The organism is Serratia oryzae, assembly GCF_001976145.1.
Lineage (GTDB): Bacteria > Pseudomonadota > Gammaproteobacteria > Enterobacterales > Enterobacteriaceae > Chania > Chania oryzae.
In genome coordinates, this window is record NZ_MOXD01000015.1 from 60333 (window position 1) to 77026 (window position 16694).

The following is a 16694-nucleotide window of genomic DNA, read 5'->3' on the forward strand; positions in this document are numbered from 1 at the left end:
GGCGGAAGCGACGCAATTGCACTGCGCAAGGTTCCAGAGAGAATCTGACAGGGTTCTGTTGGACAGCGCTAACTATCACGATGTGCCTCTAGGGCTGAGTGGAGTGACTCAGGCTACTAGGGGCGCTGGCAAAGGAAAGCATGATTCAATTTTCTGGGATGGTTTTGTCAATCAGAGAGACAGCATTCAAGATGCTGACGCCGCGCTGGGTATTGTGCGTTGTGATGCTATTAGCCTGCAATCAACTGGCGATGTTGACCTGGCAGATCTGGCTACCTGCTGAACAACCTGCGGTCAGTTTGGCCAAGGCCGCGGTGCCGCAAGCTGCCGCCGTTAGCAACGAGGCGGCCGCAACCTATCGATTCAACCTGTTCGGCACAGCCGCGCCTTCGTCTGCGCCCGCCGCTACGGCGGTATCAGACTCTTCTCTGCATAATGCCCCGCCATCGGCGCTCAAAATCAACCTGACCGGCATTGTGGCCAGCCCCACGCCAGCGCATTCCATCGCCATTATTGCCAAAGACAGCAAGCAATTCAGCCTCGGTATCGGGGATAACACCCCCGGATATGATGCCAAGATTGCGGCTATTTTTGCCGATCGTGTGGTAATTAACTATCAGGGGCGCTATGAATCGCTGCTCCTGTTCGGTGATGCATCGCCCGCGGCGGCTAAGGCACCTAGCGAGAAAAAAGCCTCAGCAGGGCAGCTTAAGGCCCAGTTACAGAAACAGCCGCAAAATATTCTCACCTACCTGAATATTTCGCCCGTGATGGTGGATAACAAACTGACCGGGTATCGCCTGAACCCTGGCGTGCAAGGGGAGTTGTTCCAACAGGTTGGGCTGCGGGAAAACGATCTGGCCGTGGCGCTCAATGGCCTGGATCTGCGTGATGCCCAACAAGCCCAGCAGGCACTGAAACAGTTGCCAGAACTCAGTGAACTGAACCTTACCGTCGAACGTGATGGTCAATTGCATGATATCTATGTTGCTCTTGGAGATAATTAATTGTTTAGCAAAGGGATGATTGGGAGCTTACGCGTTTTGGTGCTGATCGCTGCGTTGCTCGGGACCAAGTCGGGGTGGAGCGCTGAGTTTTCTGCCAGTTTCAAAGGTACGGATATTCAGGAATTCATTAATACCGTCAGTAAGAATCTGAATAAAACGGTGATTATTGATCCTGCCGTGCGCGGCACCATCACCGTGCGCAGCTACGATATGCTGAACGAGGAACAGTATTACCAGTTCTTCCTCAGCGTGTTGGACGTTTACGGTTTTGCCGTGGTGGATATGCACAACGGCGTGTTGAAAGTGGTACGTTCGAAGGACGCCAAAACGGCGGCGGTCCCGGTGGCCAGCGATGCCGAACCGGGGCAGGGGGATGAAGTGGTGACCCGCGTGGTGCCGGTGAATAACGTGGCCGCCCGAGATCTGGCGCCGCTGCTGCGCCAGCTCAACGATAACGCCGGGGCTGGCAGCGTGGTGCACTATGAGCCTTCCAACGTGCTGTTGATGACCGGGCGTGCGGCGGTGATCAAACGTCTGATGGAAATTGTCGAGCGGGTGGATAAAGTAGGGGATCGCAACGTGGTTACGGTGCCTCTTGCCTATGCCTCGGCTGCTGAAGTGGTCAAGCTGGTCACCGAGCTGACCAAGGATGCCAGCAAGTCGGCCATGCCCAGCCTGATGACCGCCAGCCTGGTGGCCGATGAACGTACCAACTCGGTGCTGGTCAGCGGTGAACCTAATTCCCGTCAGCGGATTATTGCCATGATCAAGCAACTGGACCGCGAGCAGGCGGTGCAGGGCAATACCAAAGTAATTTACCTGAAATATGCTAAGGCCACCGATCTGGTGGAAGTGCTGACCGGCGTCAGCAGCAGTATGCAGAGCGAGCAGCAGAATGCCAAACCCGCCGTGGCGTTGCGTAAAGACGTCACCATTAAGGCCCATGAGCAGACCAATGCCCTGATCCTCACCGGTGCGCCAGACGTGATCCGCGATCTGGAAAAGGTGATTGCGCAGTTGGATATCCGGCGCGCGCAGGTGCTGGTTGAAGCAATTATTGCCGAAGTTCAGGATGCGGATGGCCTGAATCTGGGGATCCAATGGGCAAACAAGCACGCAGGGGGAACGCAGTTCACCAACACAGGCCTGCCGATCACCACCGCGATCGCCGGGGTCAATCAATACAATCAGGATGGTACCCTCAACTCGGCTTTTGCCAGCGCACTGAACAGTTTTAACGGCATAGCAGCAGGGTTTTATCAGGGGAACTGGGCAATGCTGCTAACTGCGCTTTCCAGCAGCAGCAAGAACGATATTCTGGCGACGCCAAGTATCGTCACGCTGGACAATATGGAAGCCACCTTCAACGTCGGCCAGGAAGTGCCGGTGCTGTCGGGTTCCCGCACCACCTCCGGCGATAACATCTTCAACACGGTGGAGCGTAAAACTGTCGGTATCAAGCTGAAGGTCAAGCCGCAGATTAACGAAGGGGATTCGGTGTTGTTGGAGATCGAACAAGAGGTTTCCAGCGTGGCGGATTCCGCTTCGGCTTCGGGCAACAATGCTAACTTGGGGCCAACCTTCAACACCCGTACGGTCAACAATGCCGTGCTGGTGGGCAGTGGGGAAACGGTGGTGGTGGGCGGTTTGCTGGATAAAATGGTCAATGACAGCGCCAGTAAGGTGCCGTTGCTGGGGGATATTCCGGTGCTGGGCTACCTGTTCCGTTCCAACAGCCAAAAGGTGTCCAAACGCAATCTGATGCTGTTTATCCGCCCGTCGATTATCCGCGATCGCGACGAATACCGCCGTGCTTCCTCGGAAAAATATGCGTCATTTAACGAAGAGCAGGAGCAGTTGCGTGGCAAAGAAAACCGTGCTCTGACTTTGAATAACGACGTGTTGAAGCTGCCACCAGATCAAAATGGCGCGACTTTCCGTCAGGTGAATGCGGCGATCAGCGCGTTTTATCAGCAGGGGGCTCGATGACCGACGCCACGCTGGATGCGGCCGAATTACGCCCTCTATTGCCTTTTGCCTACGCGCGTGCGCAGCGTATTTTATTGCTGCGCGATCGGGAGGGGTGCCGGGTGCTGTGCGTCGCTGATACGCCGACCAGCGCGCTGCTTGAGGCGCGCCGGGTGGCAGGCGCTCACCTGACCGTCAGCACGCTGTCGGCTGAGGAGTTTGAGAAACAACTGGTGATCGGCTATCAGCGTGACTCGGAAGAGGCGCGGCGGATGATGGCCGACATCGGCAATGAAATGGATTTTTATACTCTTGCCGAAGAACTGCCAGACAGCGACGATCTTCTGGATGCAGACGACGACGCGCCGATTATCCGCCTGATCAACGCCATGCTGACCGAGGCGATCAAGGATAAAGCGTCGGATATCCATATCGAAACCTACGAACGCCATTTGCAGATCCGCTTCCGCGTAGACGGGGTGCTGCGTGAGATCCTGCGCCCGCAGCGGCGCTTGGCGTCGTTGCTGATTTCGCGCATCAAGGTGATGGCAAAGCTGGATATTGCTGAAAAACGTGTTCCGCAGGACGGGCGCATGGCGCTGCGCATTGGCGGCAGAGCCATTGACGTGCGTGTTTCAACCCTGCCTTCCAACTACGGTGAGCGGATCGTGCTGCGTTTGCTGGATAAAAACAGCGTGAATCTGGATCTCGCCACGCTCGGTATGTCGCGGGAAAACCAGCGGCAGATCGATGAACTGATCCAGCGGCCACACGGCATTATTCTGGTGACGGGGCCGACCGGCTCCGGCAAAAGCACCACGCTGTACGCGGCGCTGAGCCGCTTGAACGCCAGCGAACGTAACATCATGACGGTCGAAGATCCGATCGAATATGAACTGGACGGCATCGGCCAGACGCAGGTCAATCCCAAAGTGGATATGACCTTTGCCCGCGGCCTGCGCGCCATTTTGCGCCAGGATCCAGACGTGGTGTTGGTAGGGGAGATCCGTGATGGTGAAACCGCACAGATCGCCGTGCAGGCATCACTGACCGGCCACCTGGTGCTCTCCACCTTGCATACCAACAGCGCGCTGGGGGCGCTGTCGCGCCTGCAGGATATGGGGATCGAACCCTTCCTGCTGTCGACTTCACTGCTGGCGGTGCTGGCCCAACGGCTGGTGCGCACCCTGTGCCCTGACTGCCGTCAACCCTATGAGGCCGATCCTGAATTGGCCCGGCAGATGGCAATCCCGCCAGGCACGCCGCTCTGGCAGCCGAAAGGGTGTCAGAAATGCGGTTTTACCGGTTATCGCGGGCGTACGGGGATTCATGAACTTCTGCTGATTGACGATCGGGTACGAACGGCGATCCATCAGGGGGAAAGTGAACTGAGCATTGCCCGCCAACTGCGTAATGAATATGTGACGCTGCGCGGCGATGGCCGCGAAAAGGTGCTGGCGGGTGAGACCAGTTGGGAAGAAGTGATCCGCGTCACGGAAAACCAGGTTCAGGAAGAGGAGTGACATGGCACTGTTCCATTACCAGGCATTAGACGGCCAAGGCAAGAAGCGTCGCGGTGTGCAAGAGGCCGATTCTGCCCGCCATGCCCGCCAACTGTTGCGTGAACAAGGGCTGGTGCCCGTCAGCCTGGAAGAAGGGCAGGATGAACGTCAGCGGGCCCGCAGCGGCAAGCGAGCCTTATGGCAGCGCGGGATCAGCAGTGCCGATCTGGCGCTGTTGACCCGGCAGTTGGCGACGCTGGTGGCCGCCTCGCTGCCGCTGGAGGAAGCGCTGGATGCGGTGGCAAAGCAGAGTGAAAAACCGCGCCAGCGCGCACTGATGGCGGCGGTGCGCACCAAGGTGCTGGAAGGGCATTCGCTGGCAGAGGCGATGGGAGGGTATCCCGCCAGTTTTGAACGCCTCTATTGTGCCATGGTGGCCGCGGGTGAGGCTTCTGGCCATCTGGATCTGGTGCTGAATCGGCTGGCGGATTATACCGAACAGCGTCAGCAGATGCGTGGCCGTATCCTGCAGGCGATGATTTACCCCTGCGTACTGACGGTCGTTGCCATCAGCGTGATTGCCATTCTGCTTTCCGCCGTAGTGCCGAAGGTGGTAGAGCAGTTTGTGCATATGAAGCAGGCGCTGCCGCTGTCTACCCGGGTGCTGATGGGGCTGAGCGACGGCGTGCGAGCCTTTGGCCCCTGGCTACTGTTGCTGATACTGCTGGGCGTGTTGCTGATGCGCGTGCTGTTGCGCCAGGAATCCCGTCGCGTGGCTTTTCATCGCCAACTGCTGCGCTTGCCGGTGGTTGGCCGCATTGCCCGTGGCCTGAATACCGCGCGCTATGCCCGCACCTTGAGCATTCTTAATGCCAGTGCGGTGCCGCTGTTGCAAGCGATGCGTATCAGCGGTGAGGTATTGAGCAATGATTATGCGCGCCGTCAGTTGGCCATCGCCACTGAGTCGGTGCGTGAAGGTGTCAGCCTGCATCGTGCGCTGGAGCGGACGGCGCTGTTCCCCCCAATGATGCGCCACATGATTGCCAGCGGTGAACGCAGCGGCGAGCTTGACAGCATGCTGGAACGCGCGGCAGACAACCAGGACCGGGAGTTTAGCGCCCAAATGCAGTTGGCGCTGGGGCTGTTTGAGCCTTTGCTGGTGGTGAGTATGGCGGGCGTGGTGCTGTTTATTGTGTTGGCGATCCTGCAACCGATCCTGCAATTGAATAACATGATGAGTATGTAAATGATGAATCTGCAACCAACGGAGAGAAACATGCGGCAACAGCGTCAGCGCGGCTTTACCCTGCTGGAAATTATGGTGGTGATTGTGATCCTGGGCATTCTGGCGAGCCTGGTGGTGCCTAACCTGATGGGGAACAAGGATAAAGCAGATCACCAGAAAGTGGTGAGCGATCTGGTGGCGCTTGAGAGCGCGCTGGATATGTACAAGCTGGATAACGGCCGTTACCCGACGACCGAGCAGGGGTTGCAGGCGCTGGTCAGCAAACCTTCAGCCCAACCGGAACCACGCAATTACCCGAAAGACGGCTATATCCGCCGCCTGCCGCAGGATCCGTGGGGTGCCGACTACCAGTTACTGAGCCCTGGGCAGCATGGTCAGATCGATATTTTCTCTTATGGCCCGGATGGCATGCCGGACACAGAGGATGATATCGGCAACTGGACGATCGGTAACAAGAAGTAGTGCGTCAGCGCGGCTTCACGCTGCTGGAGATGATGCTGGTGGTGCTGCTGATTGGCAGTGCTGCCAGCCTGGTGGTGATGTCATTTCCTGCCGTACAGCAAAAGACCCCGCAACAGCAGCTTGCGCGTTTTCAGGCACAGCTGGATTTTGCCTTGGACGACAGCCAGCAAAACGGCCAACTGCTGGGGATCCAGGTGCGGCCAGACGGCTGGGAGTTCAAGCTGTTGCAGCGGCAACTGGCAGAAAACGGCACTTCGGCGCCGGGTTCTGACGTTTGGCAGGGGTATTTCTGGCAAACCTGGCAGCCGCGCCGTGCTGCCTTAGGCAGTGAACTGCCGGATGACGTGCGGCTTGAGCTGCAGTTCCCCAGCTTGCATGAGTGGCCAACGGCCAGTGCCACTGAGGCAGAGCCGGATATTTTGCTGCTGCCTGGTGGTGAGGTAACGCCGTTTACCCTGGTGTTCAGGCAGGCGGGGAGCGGTGCGGAAGCCTGGCTGCGCATAGACGATGCCGGAACGATCAGCACTTCAGAACATGGGGCCGCACCGTGAAAGCGCAACGAGGGATGACGCTGCTGGAAGTGCTGGTGGCGCTGGTGGTGTTCGCTCTGGCAGGCTTGGCGCTGTTGCAAACCACGGCACTGCAGGCAAGCGGCATTGGCCGTATGGAAGAGAAAGTGCTGGCAAACTGGCTGGCAGATAATCAGCAGGTGCAACTGCGCCTGGATAAAGTCTGGCCAGAGAAGAGTTGGAGTGGGAAATCCGTCACCTTTGCCGGAGAGGAGTGGTACCTGCGCTGGCGAGGGGTGGATACCGAAATCAGTCAACTGCGTGCGCTGGATGTTGAGGTGCGGCGCAAAAAAGAAGATACGGCCGCATTGATTTCTCTGCGTAGCTACGTGGTGCGTGAATGAATCGCCAACAGGTGCAGGGCTTTACCCTGCTGGAGATGTTGCTGGCATTGGCTATTTTTGCCGCACTGAGCATCAGCGCCTTTCAGGTGTTACAGGGGGTGATGCGTAATGATGAAATCTCCCAGAGCAAGGTACAGCGCCTGGCCGAGCTGCAGCGGGCATTTGTGCAGATGGAGGGGGATTTTGGGCAGATCATCCCGCGCCGTAGCCGGGGGAGTGAGCGTCTGCTCTCTGCCGCGCCTTACCAATTGCAGAGTGAGGACTGGGCCGTGTCTTTCATGCGCAATAGCTGGCAAAACCCGCTGGGGATGCTGTCACGCTCCGAGTTACAGAACGTGGGCTATCGCCTGCGTCAGCAGCAGTTAGAACGGTTGAGCTACACCCATGCGGATCCGCAGGTGGGAGAGGCTCCGATCGTTAAGGTTTTGCTCAGCGGCGTCAGCGCTTTTCGCCTGCGCTTTTTTGCCAAAGGTGCCTGGCAAGAGAGTTGGGACAGCGCCACCACGTTACCGCAAGGGATTGAAGTGACGCTGACGGTGAACGGTTTTGGCGAGTTGACCCGGCTGTTTTTGATCACCGAAGAGGTAAAAGAATGAGGGCGCGGCAACGGGGCGTTGCGCTACTGGTGGTGTTGCTGATCCTGGCACTGATGGTGACGGTGGCTGCCACCATTGCCGAGCGCAACGGGCGGACTTACCTACGCACCGTGGCGCAGTTGGATCACCAGCAGGCGAAGTGGTATGGCCGTGCGGCAGAAGCGCTGGCCGGTAAAATCCTGCAGATGGATACGCTGGATTCACCGGAGAAAACCCATCTGGCGCAAAACTGGGCACAGGAAGAGCGCCGCTTCCCGGTTGAAGGGGGCGAATTGCGGGGGCAGATCGTCGATGCTCAGGCCTGCTTTAATCTTAATGCCATTAATCAGGGGGCGACTGACCCGACAGTTATGCCGTATCCCGCCAAGGTTTTTCTGCAGTTGTTGAAAAATCTGCAGGTGGAACCGCTGCAGGCAGCACAGGTAACCGCCGCCTTGCGCGACTGGATCGACAGTGACAGCGAACCGGTGATTGGGGGCGCGGAAGATGAGGTCTATATGGCGTTGGAGGTGCCTTACCTGCCTGCCAATCAGCCGATGAAGGATGTCAGCGAGTTGCGCACCGTGTCTGGCGTTGACGCCAGCCTTTATCGCCAACTGCTGCCCTATGTCTGCGCGTTGCCAAAGCAGACGCTGTTGGTGAACGTGAATACTCTGCGTGAATCGCAGGGGCCGTTACTGGCGGCATTGTTTCTGACGGAGTTTGATCCTAGTGCCGCGACACAACTGTTGCAGCAGCGCCCGCGTGAAGGGTGGGCCAGCGTGACGGCATTTTTGGCACAGCCGCAGTTACAGGGCATCGAGACATCAGCCGTGAGGCCAGTGCTGGCGGTGAAGAGCGATTTTTTTCTGGCCAATTTCAGCGTGCTGATGGGGAACAACCATTTTAGTCAGCACAGTTTATTGCAGCGCACGGGCAATAATTTTCAGGTGGTACAGCGCAAATACGGATTAAGCATGATGGTGACGCCTTGATAGAGAACATGAAGCGCAGTGGGGAAGTACGGTTAATTCTGCGTTTGCCCAGTGACGACACTCAGCCGATATTGTGGCGATTAGTGTCTTCAGACAGTCATCGGCACGGTAGCCTGGCGGCAGGGGAAACCGATCCTGAACTGGTACGCCTGCTGGCGGCTTATCCTGCCTGGGTGCTGGTGCCAGCGAGCGAGTTTGCTTTTCATCAGGTGACGCTGCCGCGCCGCGCCCGGCGCCAAAGTTTGCAGGTGTTGCCGTTTATGCTGGAGGAGCAGTTGGCAACGGAGGTTGAGCGCCTGCATTTTGCCATTTTGCAGCAAAGTGGCGATGTCTGCGACGTCGCGGTAGTGGAAAAAAGTGCCATGCGGCAGTGGATTAGCCGCTGTGAGCAACTGAGCGTGCGGGTTCAGGCCCTGCTGCCCGACGTGTTGATGCTGCCGCTGATCGCCGATGGCTGGAGCGCCGTTTGCCTGAACGATCAATGGCTGTTCCGCCGTGAAGCGCATGCCGGAATGATCGTGGAGTCATCCTGGCTGGCGGAACTGCTGGCGATGTCGGCTCCGCCGGTCATTGAGAGCTACTCCCCACCGCCTATGCAGGCGCAAGGTCTGGCGCAATGGCGCGTGCGGCCAGCGCGTGATGTGCTGCAACTGGCGGCAGAAGGTGAGATTTATCGCGGGGCCGATCTGCGCCAGGGCGAGTTTACCCCTTCCAGCCCCTGGCGCGCGGGATTACGCCCTTGGCGCCCGGTGATGCTGGCACTGGCGGGCTATTTATTGCTGCTGTGTGTGGACGCGGGCTGGTCGCATTACCGTCTTTGGCAACAGTCTGAGCATTGGCGGCAGGAAAGTGTGCGCCTCTACAAGCAACTGTTTCCCACAGAGAGAAACGTGGTTAACCCGCGCGTGCAGATGCAGCAGCACTTACAGCAGTTGCAACCAACTGCGCAGGCCGGGCTGAACGAGCAGGTGCGCCAATTGCAGCAACTGCTGACGGGGGCTTCGACCCTCCGCCTCCAGGCGTTGGCCTATGACGCAGGCAGTAAAGAGCTGAAAGTCGATCTGCATGCGGCTTCCTTCCAGGCGTTGGAACAGTTCCAGCAGCGCGCCGGGCAGCATTACCGGGTGCAACCTGGTGAGATCAAGCAAAACCCACATGGCGTCGAGAGCCGCTTGATTCTGGGGATACAGCATGAATGAACTTAAGCGCCGTTGGCTGCAAATCAGCCCGCGAGAACGCCGGTTGGTAGTAGGGTGTGGCCTGTTGCTCATCTTGTGGCTGTGTTATTACGCGCTATGGCTGCCTTGGCAACAACAGACCGAGCAGTGGCAGCGGACCCTCGCCCGTGAGAAGGGCACGGTGGAATGGATGCTACAACAGGCACCGCGCCTGCGTGAGCAAGGGGCCCGGCCAATGCCGCAGGGGGAATCCCTCAGTTTGTCAGCGACGGTGACGCGCAGCGCCGCCGTACAAGGCCTGAATATCACCCGCCTACAGCCGCAGGGCGAACGCTTGGCAGTCACGCTGGAACCGAGCGATTTTAATTTGCTGATGCAATGGCTCACCCAGTTGGAGCAGCAATACCGCGTGCGCATCGTGGCGTTTGAGGTTGCCGCGCAAGCCAATAAACCGGGCTGGGTAATGGTCAACAAACTGATGCTGGAGCGCAGCGATGGGCGCTAAAGCGAAAAAAACCGCGCTGTTGCTGTTTTGCTATCTGTTGTTGTTAGGATGGAACGCGCCAGCGCAGCTAGTGCGGGCTTTTTTACCTGCTGAGATCGGTGTCGGCAGCTTTTCTGGCTCTTTGTGGCAGGGCAGCGCGCACCAGTTAAACTTGCGTAACTTCACCTTGCCAGAGGTGAGCTGGCAACTGACCTGGTCCGCATGGCGGCCTGCGCTGAAGCTTGAGCTGCGCGATCCGCAAGGGATTCAAGGCAGTGGGATCCTGCGTGGCTGGTGGAACCTGCAACTGCATGCGTGGCAGCTTTCCGCTCCGGCAGATTTTATCCAGCAGCAGTTGCCGTTGCCCGTGCCGGTGAGCGTTCAGGGCAGGCTGCAACTGCGCCTACTGCTGGGGGAATTCAGCCCGCGTGGGTGCGCGAGCCTCAGCGGTGGCGTGGTTAACTGGCAGAATGCCCAGTTGGCGACTCCGTTGGGGGAAGTCGCTTTGGCTAATGTGCAGGGCCAACTTAGCTGCGATAGCCAAGGGGCGTTGGCGCTGGTGCTGAAACAGAACTCTTCGCAGCTAAGCCTGACGGGACGTGGCACCGTTGCATTCGACGGGCGCTATCAGTTCAGGGGGCAACTGCGCAGCGGGCCCGAACTGCCCGCGATGATGAAATCGCTGATGGGGCAGTTGGGCAGGGCCGACGATCAGGGGCAGATCCCCTGGCAGGTTCAGGGAAGGTTGCTTTGACCTGTAATAACATGACTAATAACAGGGATATTATGTGAATTTGTTAGTGGATTTTGCTGCGGCTTTTCCTCTTTTCTGGCTGTGCTTTGTTGGGCTGCTGGGGGCGATTGTCGGCAGCTTTCTCAACGTGGTGATTTACCGCTTGCCCGTGATGCTGGAAATGCGCTGGCAACGTGAAGCCCTGCTGCAACTGGCGCAGCCTTTGCCTGAGTCCGTGCCGCGTTTTAACCTGCTGCTGCCGCGCTCCTGTTGCCCCCATTGCCAGCACCCGGTGGCCACCAGGGATAATATTCCGCTGTTGAGCTTTTTGTGGCTCCAGGGCAAAGCCCGTTGCTGCGGTGAAACTATTTCCTGGCGTTACCCATTGGTGGAAGTGGCGACGGCGCTGCTGTTTGTGCTGGCCGCGTTGGCCTGGCCGCTGGGTATGCCGCTGCTGGGGGCCTGGATATTCCTGTCTGTTTTATTGGCGCTGGCGGTGATCGACCACCATACGCAACTGTTGCCGGATGTGCTGACGTTGCCGCTGCTGTGGCTCGGCCTGCTGTTTAACCTGCAAGGGCAGTTTGTGGCGTTGGAGCAGGCGATCATCGGTGCAGTGGCCGGGTATCTCTGTTTATGGAGCCTGTTCTGGCTGTTCAAGTTGGCCACCGGCAAAGAAGCGCTCGGCTACGGTGACTTTAAATTACTGGCGGCGCTGGGGGCCTGGTTAGGTTGGCAGGCCCTGCCGCAGGTGATCCTGGTGGCGGCGGGAGGTGGGTTATTGTTCACCTTGGTGCAGCGTGGGTTGGCGCAAAAAGACTTTAATCAGCCGTTAGCTTTTGGCCCGTGGCTTGCGCTGGCCGGTGCGCTCAATCTGTTGATACCCTTATTTTTTTAGATGGCAACGCTGTAAATTCCAGTTTTGTTTGCCGCCTTCCTGCTCAGGAAAGCGGTTTTTTTAGTCATACTTATGGGGAAGTGTATGTATAAAGTGACGATGTTGGCAGCATTGCTGCTGGGGGCGCTTAATGCTCAGGCAGCAACGGTTTATACCGGAGACAAGATTGATGGCCATCCGGTGATCAGCAAGCTGGACGTTGAGGATCTGGAGGCGGGCAAGGTTCACCGCTTTATGTTCCAAGGGGCCAGTAATGGCATCAGCCAGCATTGGTACGTGCCTGTTATGGTTGCCAAAGGGGCTCAGCCGGGCCCTAAGCTGGGGCTGCAAGCGGCCATTCATGGCGATGAACTGAACGGCACCCGGGTTATCCAGCAGGTGTTTGAGAAACTGAACCCTGCCGAGTTGAAAGGCAGCGTCGTAGGGGCAATTGGCGCTAACCCTTCCGGTATGTTAGCCAATAACCGTAACTGGCAACTGGTGAATGACGGTGGTGATATGGTCGATTTCAACCGTATCTGGCCGGGCAAAGAGAAAGGCAATACCGCGGAACAGCACGCCTGGTTGCTGTGGAATAATCTGTGGACAGGCAACGTGGGCATGTTTGTCGACATGCATACGCAAAGCCGTGGGACCGAATATCCGCTGTTTATTTATGCCGATTACCGCAATCCGCAGGTCAAGCAAATGGCCGAGCTGTTCCCGGCAGATCAGATTAAAGCCGATCCGGGCGAAAAAGGCTCTGTAGAAACGACCTTTGTTGAAAACAAGATCCCTGCCATCACGCTGGAAATCGGCAAACCGAAGCTGTATCAGCCTGAACTGATCGCACGTAGCGTAACGGGCGTGCATAACCTGATGATCCAGCAGGGGATGATCGCCGGGCAGTTAGGTGAGACAGCACAACAGCAGAAAACCTATATCGGCAATGAAATGAGCTCGATCCGTGCGGAAGTCGGTGGTTTTGCCGAGATTTTGGTCAAGGTGGGCGATGAGGTAACCAAAGGGCAGAAAGTGGCGGTACAGCGTAATGCTTTTGGTGACGTGATTCGTGAATATACGGCAACGCACGACGGTAAGGTGCTGGCGATTGGCGACGATCCTCTGCGGGAAGCGCGTGGCCTGCTGGTGCGAATCCTGTTTAATAATCCGGATCCTCAATGCGCTAATGGTTGTTAATTCCAATTGTGCGTAATGACCCCAAATAAACGATGGTTTAGATGATCTAGATCCAAATTTTGCAGTTTTTTATCCCGGATCGCACTATTGGAGTACATTTTATGACCGTTGGGTGTATCTTCAATAGTGCGGCTCATTTGACGAGCCCGTTGATATCTTGATTTTGGCACGTCACTTTTATACCCAATTAGGGGTTGAGATGCAGGCTGGCAGTGACGCCTCCTTGCAACTTCAAGCTCGCAGGGTATAGCGTGAAAGATTCAGGAGGGGTCAGATGGAAACCTTGGAAAGATGTTATGTGTATGCGAAGAACACGAGCAATATGGATTTTCTCGCGTCTACTGTAGCCTTCTTAGAGTTTCAGGGACGGGAAATCAATGCCCAGGATGTGGCTGGCAATATGTCACGCGAGCAAAGTGATAGCTTTTTTGAACGGCTTACTCACTATCGCACTATTTATAGAAAGCAAATACAGTTATCGTAAAATATTAAGCCCCGAGAATTCGGGGCTTTTTTCGCTTTATGATCGGGGGAAAAACAGACCAAACCTCAAGCGCTGGCTGCTATGGGGTTTAGCGCAGTTCTGGCCAGTAGTCTTTATTGGCCACAATCAAATCGTCGAGAATCGCTTTGGCCACCGAGGCGCTCGGCACCGTTTTTGACAGCGTGATCGCCTGCCAGAGTTTTTGATAAGAACGCTGCTCCCAGGCATCAACCACCAGTTTCTCAACGGCCACCTGCTGGCTCATCAGCCCTTTCTGGAACTGCGGAATATTCCCCACCACCAGCGGCTCTGGCCCACTCTTGCCCACCAGGCAAGGGATCTCCACCATCGCCTCTGGATCAAAATTATGGATAGCGCCGTTATTCTGCACAATCAACAGCATGCGTTCCTGCGTGTTGAAGGCGATCGCGGCCGCCAGATCGACGATATAAGATGCGTGTTCATCAATTTCCAGTTCGCCAGCCGAGGATTTGCCCGCCTGAATGATGGCGTTGCAGGAACCAAACACGTGCTTTTCGCGGTGCTCCATCACCTCGTTGGCGCGAGTGTGCTGCGGGTTGGCGTGCTGGACCACATAATCCGGGAACAGGTAATATTTCAGGTAGGTATTCGGTAAGGTATCAGGATCGAGTGCCCAGACATCTTTCGCTTTTGCAAAGGTGTCGTTCCAGCTAGCTTCGGTCGCCTGCTTATCGCTTGGCGGCACATAGCCAAACTTCGCCACATGTTCGCGGATTTTGGGCATTAAATCATTCCCTGCCAGATCTTCAATCGCTGTCCACCAGCCAAAGTGGTTCAGGCCGTAATAGCGAGTGCGCATTTCTTTGCGATCTTTCAGCCCGGCAATTTGCGCCATGCGCCCTTCAATGCCAATCGGCATATCGCAGATGTTGAGGATTTTGGCCTGTGGGCGCAGGCGGCGAGTGGCTTCGGCGACAATGGCTGCCGGGTTGGAATAATTGAGCATCCACGCGTTAGGTGAGTACTTCGTCATATAATCAACGAGTTCCAACACGCCACCGATCGAGCGCATACCGTATGCGATCCCTCCCGGGCCGCAGGTTTCCTGGCCAACCACGCCGTGGCGCAGCGGGATCTTCTCGTCTTGTTCACGCATCGGGTATTTACCCACCCGGATATGCGCCATCACAAAATCAACGTCGCTGAATGCGACTTGCGGCTGTGTGGTGTAGCTGAACTCAATCTCCGGTGCCTGTTCCTGCAGCAGGATTTTGCAGGCCTCGGCGATCGTTTCCTGGCGTGCGCCGTCGTTGTCGTAAAATTTGATGGCGCGCAAGGGCAAGCGGTGTTGGTTGGCCAGCAGCATTAATACGATGCCAGGAGTAAAGGTGCTACCTCCACCGGCGACAACGATTGAGAATTTTTTCATGATACAGCCTCCGTCATGGGTGTTTTTTCGAGATATGAGCGATCTTTCATCAGGTTTTCGAGCTGATCCCTGACTTGGGGAACGTGCAGGCCGACAATCACCTGAATGCCGTTGCCGCGGCGCACTACGCCATGAGCGCCCAGGGCTTTAAAGGTGTCGTCGCTTTGTGTGAGTGTCATGTCAGCCAACGTGATGCGCAGGCGCGTGGCGCAGTTGTTGATGCTGAGAATGTTACCGCAGCCCCCGAGGGCCTGCAGGAAACCGGCGGCCTGACTGGTTTTGGCTGCCACGGTGGTTTGCGCCCGTGCCGCCTGATAATCTGCCTTGCTGTAAAGTTTGATTTCGCTCTCGTCACGGCCGGGCGTTTTCAGGTTGAAGTGCAGGATCAGCGCCCGGAAAATAACAAAATAGAGCACGGTGAAAGCGATGCCGATACCAATCTGGGTGGCAATCATCCCAGCATGGTTGTGGAACATTGGGATCCAATTTTGCGGCAGGAACTGATCGAGCAAGCCGCCGCCCATATTGCCGACCACGCCGCACAGATACATCACCGTGGCCATGGTGGCAGCGAGCACGGCATGCACCGCAAACAGCAGCGGCGAGATGAACAGAAAGGTGAACTCCAGCGGTTCGGTAATGCCGACCAGCATTGCCGTCAGGGTGGCAGGGATCAGTAAACCGGCGACCTTGATGCGATTTTCCGGCGCAGCCGTGAAGTAGAGCGCTAAAGCGATCCCCACCGAACCGAAGATTTTTGAATTACCATGCAGCGCAAATCCGCCTTCTGGGAACAGGGTTTTCAGCGATTCGCTGCTTTGGCTGAATTCCTGTAAATGCTGTGCCCAGTAAACCTGGATCCCGCCCTCTACGGCGGCGGGGCCGTAGATAAAGGGGCCGTAAATAAAGTGATGCAGCCCAGTGGGGATCAGTATGCGTTCGAGGAAGGTATATACCCAGACGCCAATTGCCCCCGCACTGCGCAGGAACCCCTGTAGCGACTCGATGCCCAACTGCACCTTGGGCCAACCGAGCAGCGTCAGCCAGGCGCAGGGGATCATCACCAGAAAGGCGACGATCACCACGAAGGAACTGCCCTGGAAAATCCCCAGAAAGACCGGTAACGGCTTGTCGAAATAGCGGTTATGAATAGCAGTGACCAGCCCTGAAATCACAATCGCGCCAATAATGCTGGTGTCGAGCGTTTTTATGCCGGCGATCAGGGTTAAGCCGCTGCCTGCGCTGGGTTCGGCGCTGAAATCCACACCAAAGAAATGGCCCCAGGTCATTCCCATGGCGTTAATAAAATAGTTCCAGGTTAAAAAACTCACCAACACCGCCAGGCAGGCGCGCCCTTGCGCCTGTTTCGCCAGGCCAATAGGCAAACCGACGGCGAAAATAAGCGGCATATTACGGAATACCGTCCATCCGCCTTCTTCAATAATATGGATAATTTGAGCAAATAAATGATCTGGCGCGGCTAATGCTTCCCCCACAAACATCGGGTTGCGCAGCATGATAGCCAGGCCGACCACAATACCGGCAAATGGGAACAGCAGTACCGGGGTAAACATGGCTCCACCGAAGCGTTGTATTTGACTGAGCATTGTTAAATCCTCACGTAACAACTTGAAGGGTTTTTTTATATTGGTCTGGGTG

The 16694-nt window shown here is 56.7% G+C and carries 17 protein-coding genes; 15 read left to right on the plus strand and 2 right to left on the minus strand.

Features of this window, described 5'->3' with window-relative positions; all coding sequences use genetic code 11:
* The first annotated feature begins 140 nt into the window (after positions 1 to 140).
* The 15 genes from gspC to BMI79_RS20905 all read left to right on the plus strand — a co-directional run bounded on the left by gspC (position 141) and on the right by BMI79_RS20905 (position 13624).
* Positions 141 to 1007: a type II secretion system protein GspC gene (gene gspC / locus BMI79_RS20835; RefSeq protein ID WP_241680026.1), complete on the plus strand. Its 867-nt coding sequence runs from the start codon at positions 141 to 143 to the stop codon at positions 1005 to 1007.
* A 15-nt stretch (positions 1008 to 1022) separates the two neighbouring features.
* On the plus strand, positions 1023 to 2996 hold the full coding sequence (gene gspD / locus BMI79_RS20840; RefSeq protein WP_076944109.1) for a type II secretion system secretin GspD: 1974 nt from the start codon (positions 1023 to 1025) through the stop codon (positions 2994 to 2996).
* A complete protein-coding gene (gspE, locus tag BMI79_RS20845) occupies positions 2993 to 4498 on the plus strand; it encodes a type II secretion system ATPase GspE (protein ID WP_076944067.1) in 1506 nt (501 codons plus the stop codon). The genes gspD and gspE overlap by 4 nt, the downstream gene beginning before the upstream one ends.
* Position 4499: 1 nt before the next feature.
* Positions 4500 to 5723 (plus strand): type II secretion system inner membrane protein GspF, encoded by a 1224-nt coding sequence (gene gspF, locus BMI79_RS20850; protein ID WP_076944068.1) that lies wholly within the window; start codon positions 4500 to 4502, stop codon positions 5721 to 5723.
* A gap of 30 nt (positions 5724 to 5753) precedes the next feature.
* Positions 5754 to 6185, plus strand: coding sequence for a type II secretion system major pseudopilin GspG (gspG, locus tag BMI79_RS20855; RefSeq protein WP_076944069.1), 432 nt, complete (start codon positions 5754 to 5756; stop codon positions 6183 to 6185).
* The gene (gspH, locus tag BMI79_RS20860) at positions 6185 to 6736 is read left to right on the plus strand and encodes a type II secretion system minor pseudopilin GspH (protein ID WP_076944070.1); all 552 of its coding nucleotides are present in this window, start codon (positions 6185 to 6187) and stop codon (positions 6734 to 6736) included. Before gspG ends, gspH begins: the two co-directional genes overlap by 1 nt.
* Positions 6733 to 7098 carry a type II secretion system minor pseudopilin GspI gene (gene gspI / locus BMI79_RS20865; protein ID WP_076944071.1) on the plus strand — a complete coding sequence of 122 codons (366 nt, stop codon included), beginning with the start codon at positions 6733 to 6735 and terminating at the stop codon, positions 7096 to 7098. Before gspH ends, gspI begins: the two co-directional genes overlap by 4 nt.
* Positions 7095 to 7694: a type II secretion system minor pseudopilin GspJ gene (gspJ, locus tag BMI79_RS20870; RefSeq protein ID WP_076944072.1), complete on the plus strand. Its 600-nt coding sequence runs from the start codon at positions 7095 to 7097 to the stop codon at positions 7692 to 7694. The genes gspI and gspJ overlap by 4 nt, the downstream gene beginning before the upstream one ends.
* Positions 7691 to 8668, plus strand: a complete 978-nt coding sequence (gene gspK, locus BMI79_RS20875) for a type II secretion system minor pseudopilin GspK (RefSeq protein ID WP_076944073.1) — start codon at positions 7691 to 7693, stop codon at positions 8666 to 8668. Before gspJ ends, gspK begins: the two co-directional genes overlap by 4 nt.
* Positions 8669 to 8676: 8 nt before the next feature.
* A complete protein-coding gene (gene gspL, locus BMI79_RS20880) occupies positions 8677 to 9867 on the plus strand; it encodes a type II secretion system protein GspL (RefSeq protein WP_076944074.1) in 1191 nt (396 codons plus the stop codon).
* On the plus strand, positions 9860 to 10351 hold the full coding sequence (gspM, locus tag BMI79_RS20885) for a type II secretion system protein GspM (protein WP_076944075.1): 492 nt from the start codon (positions 9860 to 9862) through the stop codon (positions 10349 to 10351). The genes gspL and gspM overlap by 8 nt, the downstream gene beginning before the upstream one ends.
* Positions 10341 to 11084 (plus strand): type II secretion system protein N, encoded by a 744-nt coding sequence (locus BMI79_RS20890; protein ID WP_076944076.1) that lies wholly within the window; start codon positions 10341 to 10343, stop codon positions 11082 to 11084. The genes gspM and BMI79_RS20890 overlap by 11 nt, the downstream gene beginning before the upstream one ends.
* A 34-nt stretch (positions 11085 to 11118) precedes the next feature.
* Positions 11119 to 11961, plus strand: coding sequence for a prepilin peptidase (locus tag BMI79_RS20895; RefSeq protein WP_076944077.1), 843 nt, complete (start codon positions 11119 to 11121; stop codon positions 11959 to 11961).
* A gap of 84 nt (positions 11962 to 12045) precedes the next feature.
* On the plus strand, positions 12046 to 13140 hold the full coding sequence (locus tag BMI79_RS20900) for a M14 family metallopeptidase (protein WP_083704505.1): 1095 nt from the start codon (positions 12046 to 12048) through the stop codon (positions 13138 to 13140).
* 274 nt (positions 13141 to 13414) lie between these two features.
* Positions 13415 to 13624 carry a hypothetical protein gene (locus BMI79_RS20905; protein ID WP_076944078.1) on the plus strand — a complete coding sequence of 70 codons (210 nt, stop codon included), beginning with the start codon at positions 13415 to 13417 and terminating at the stop codon, positions 13622 to 13624.
* Positions 13625 to 13712: 88 nt separating this feature from the next.
* Here BMI79_RS20905 and BMI79_RS20910 read toward each other — a convergent pair whose 3' ends face one another.
* Complete coding sequence (locus BMI79_RS20910) at positions 13713 to 15035, minus strand: 6-phospho-alpha-glucosidase (RefSeq protein ID WP_076944079.1); 1323 nt, start codon at positions 15033 to 15035, stop codon at positions 13713 to 13715.
* A complete protein-coding gene (locus BMI79_RS20915; RefSeq protein ID WP_076944080.1) occupies positions 15032 to 16642 on the minus strand; it encodes an alpha-glucoside-specific PTS transporter subunit IIBC in 1611 nt (536 codons plus the stop codon). Before BMI79_RS20915 ends, BMI79_RS20910 begins: the two co-directional genes overlap by 4 nt.
* Positions 16643 to 16694: the final 52 nt, after the last annotated feature.

Coding starts and splice junctions, on each gene's coding strand:
- gspC (WP_241680026.1), top strand. CDS start 141: ATGATTCAATTTTCTGGGATGGTTTTGTCAATCAGAGAGACAGCATTC.
- gspD (WP_076944109.1), top strand. CDS start 1,023: ATGATTGGGAGCTTACGCGTTTTGGTGCTGATCGCTGCGTTGCTCGGG.
- gspE (WP_076944067.1), top strand. CDS start 2,993: ATGACCGACGCCACGCTGGATGCGGCCGAATTACGCCCTCTATTGCCT.
- gspF (WP_076944068.1), top strand. CDS start 4,500: ATGGCACTGTTCCATTACCAGGCATTAGACGGCCAAGGCAAGAAGCGT.
- gspG (WP_076944069.1), top strand. CDS start 5,754: ATGCGGCAACAGCGTCAGCGCGGCTTTACCCTGCTGGAAATTATGGTG.
- gspJ (WP_076944072.1), top strand. CDS start 7,095: ATGAATCGCCAACAGGTGCAGGGCTTTACCCTGCTGGAGATGTTGCTG.
- gspK (WP_076944073.1), top strand. CDS start 7,691: ATGAGGGCGCGGCAACGGGGCGTTGCGCTACTGGTGGTGTTGCTGATC.
- gspL (WP_076944074.1), top strand. CDS start 8,677: ATGAAGCGCAGTGGGGAAGTACGGTTAATTCTGCGTTTGCCCAGTGAC.
- gspM (WP_076944075.1), top strand. CDS start 9,860: ATGAATGAACTTAAGCGCCGTTGGCTGCAAATCAGCCCGCGAGAACGC.
- BMI79_RS20890 (WP_076944076.1), top strand. CDS start 10,341: ATGGGCGCTAAAGCGAAAAAAACCGCGCTGTTGCTGTTTTGCTATCTG.
- BMI79_RS20900 (WP_083704505.1), top strand. CDS start 12,046: ATGTATAAAGTGACGATGTTGGCAGCATTGCTGCTGGGGGCGCTTAAT.
- BMI79_RS20905 (WP_076944078.1), top strand. CDS start 13,415: ATGGAAACCTTGGAAAGATGTTATGTGTATGCGAAGAACACGAGCAAT.
- BMI79_RS20910 (WP_076944079.1), bottom strand. CDS start 15,035: ATGAAAAAATTCTCAATCGTTGTCGCCGGTGGAGGTAGCACCTTTACT.
- BMI79_RS20915 (WP_076944080.1), bottom strand. CDS start 16,642: ATGCTCAGTCAAATACAACGCTTCGGTGGAGCCATGTTTACCCCGGTA.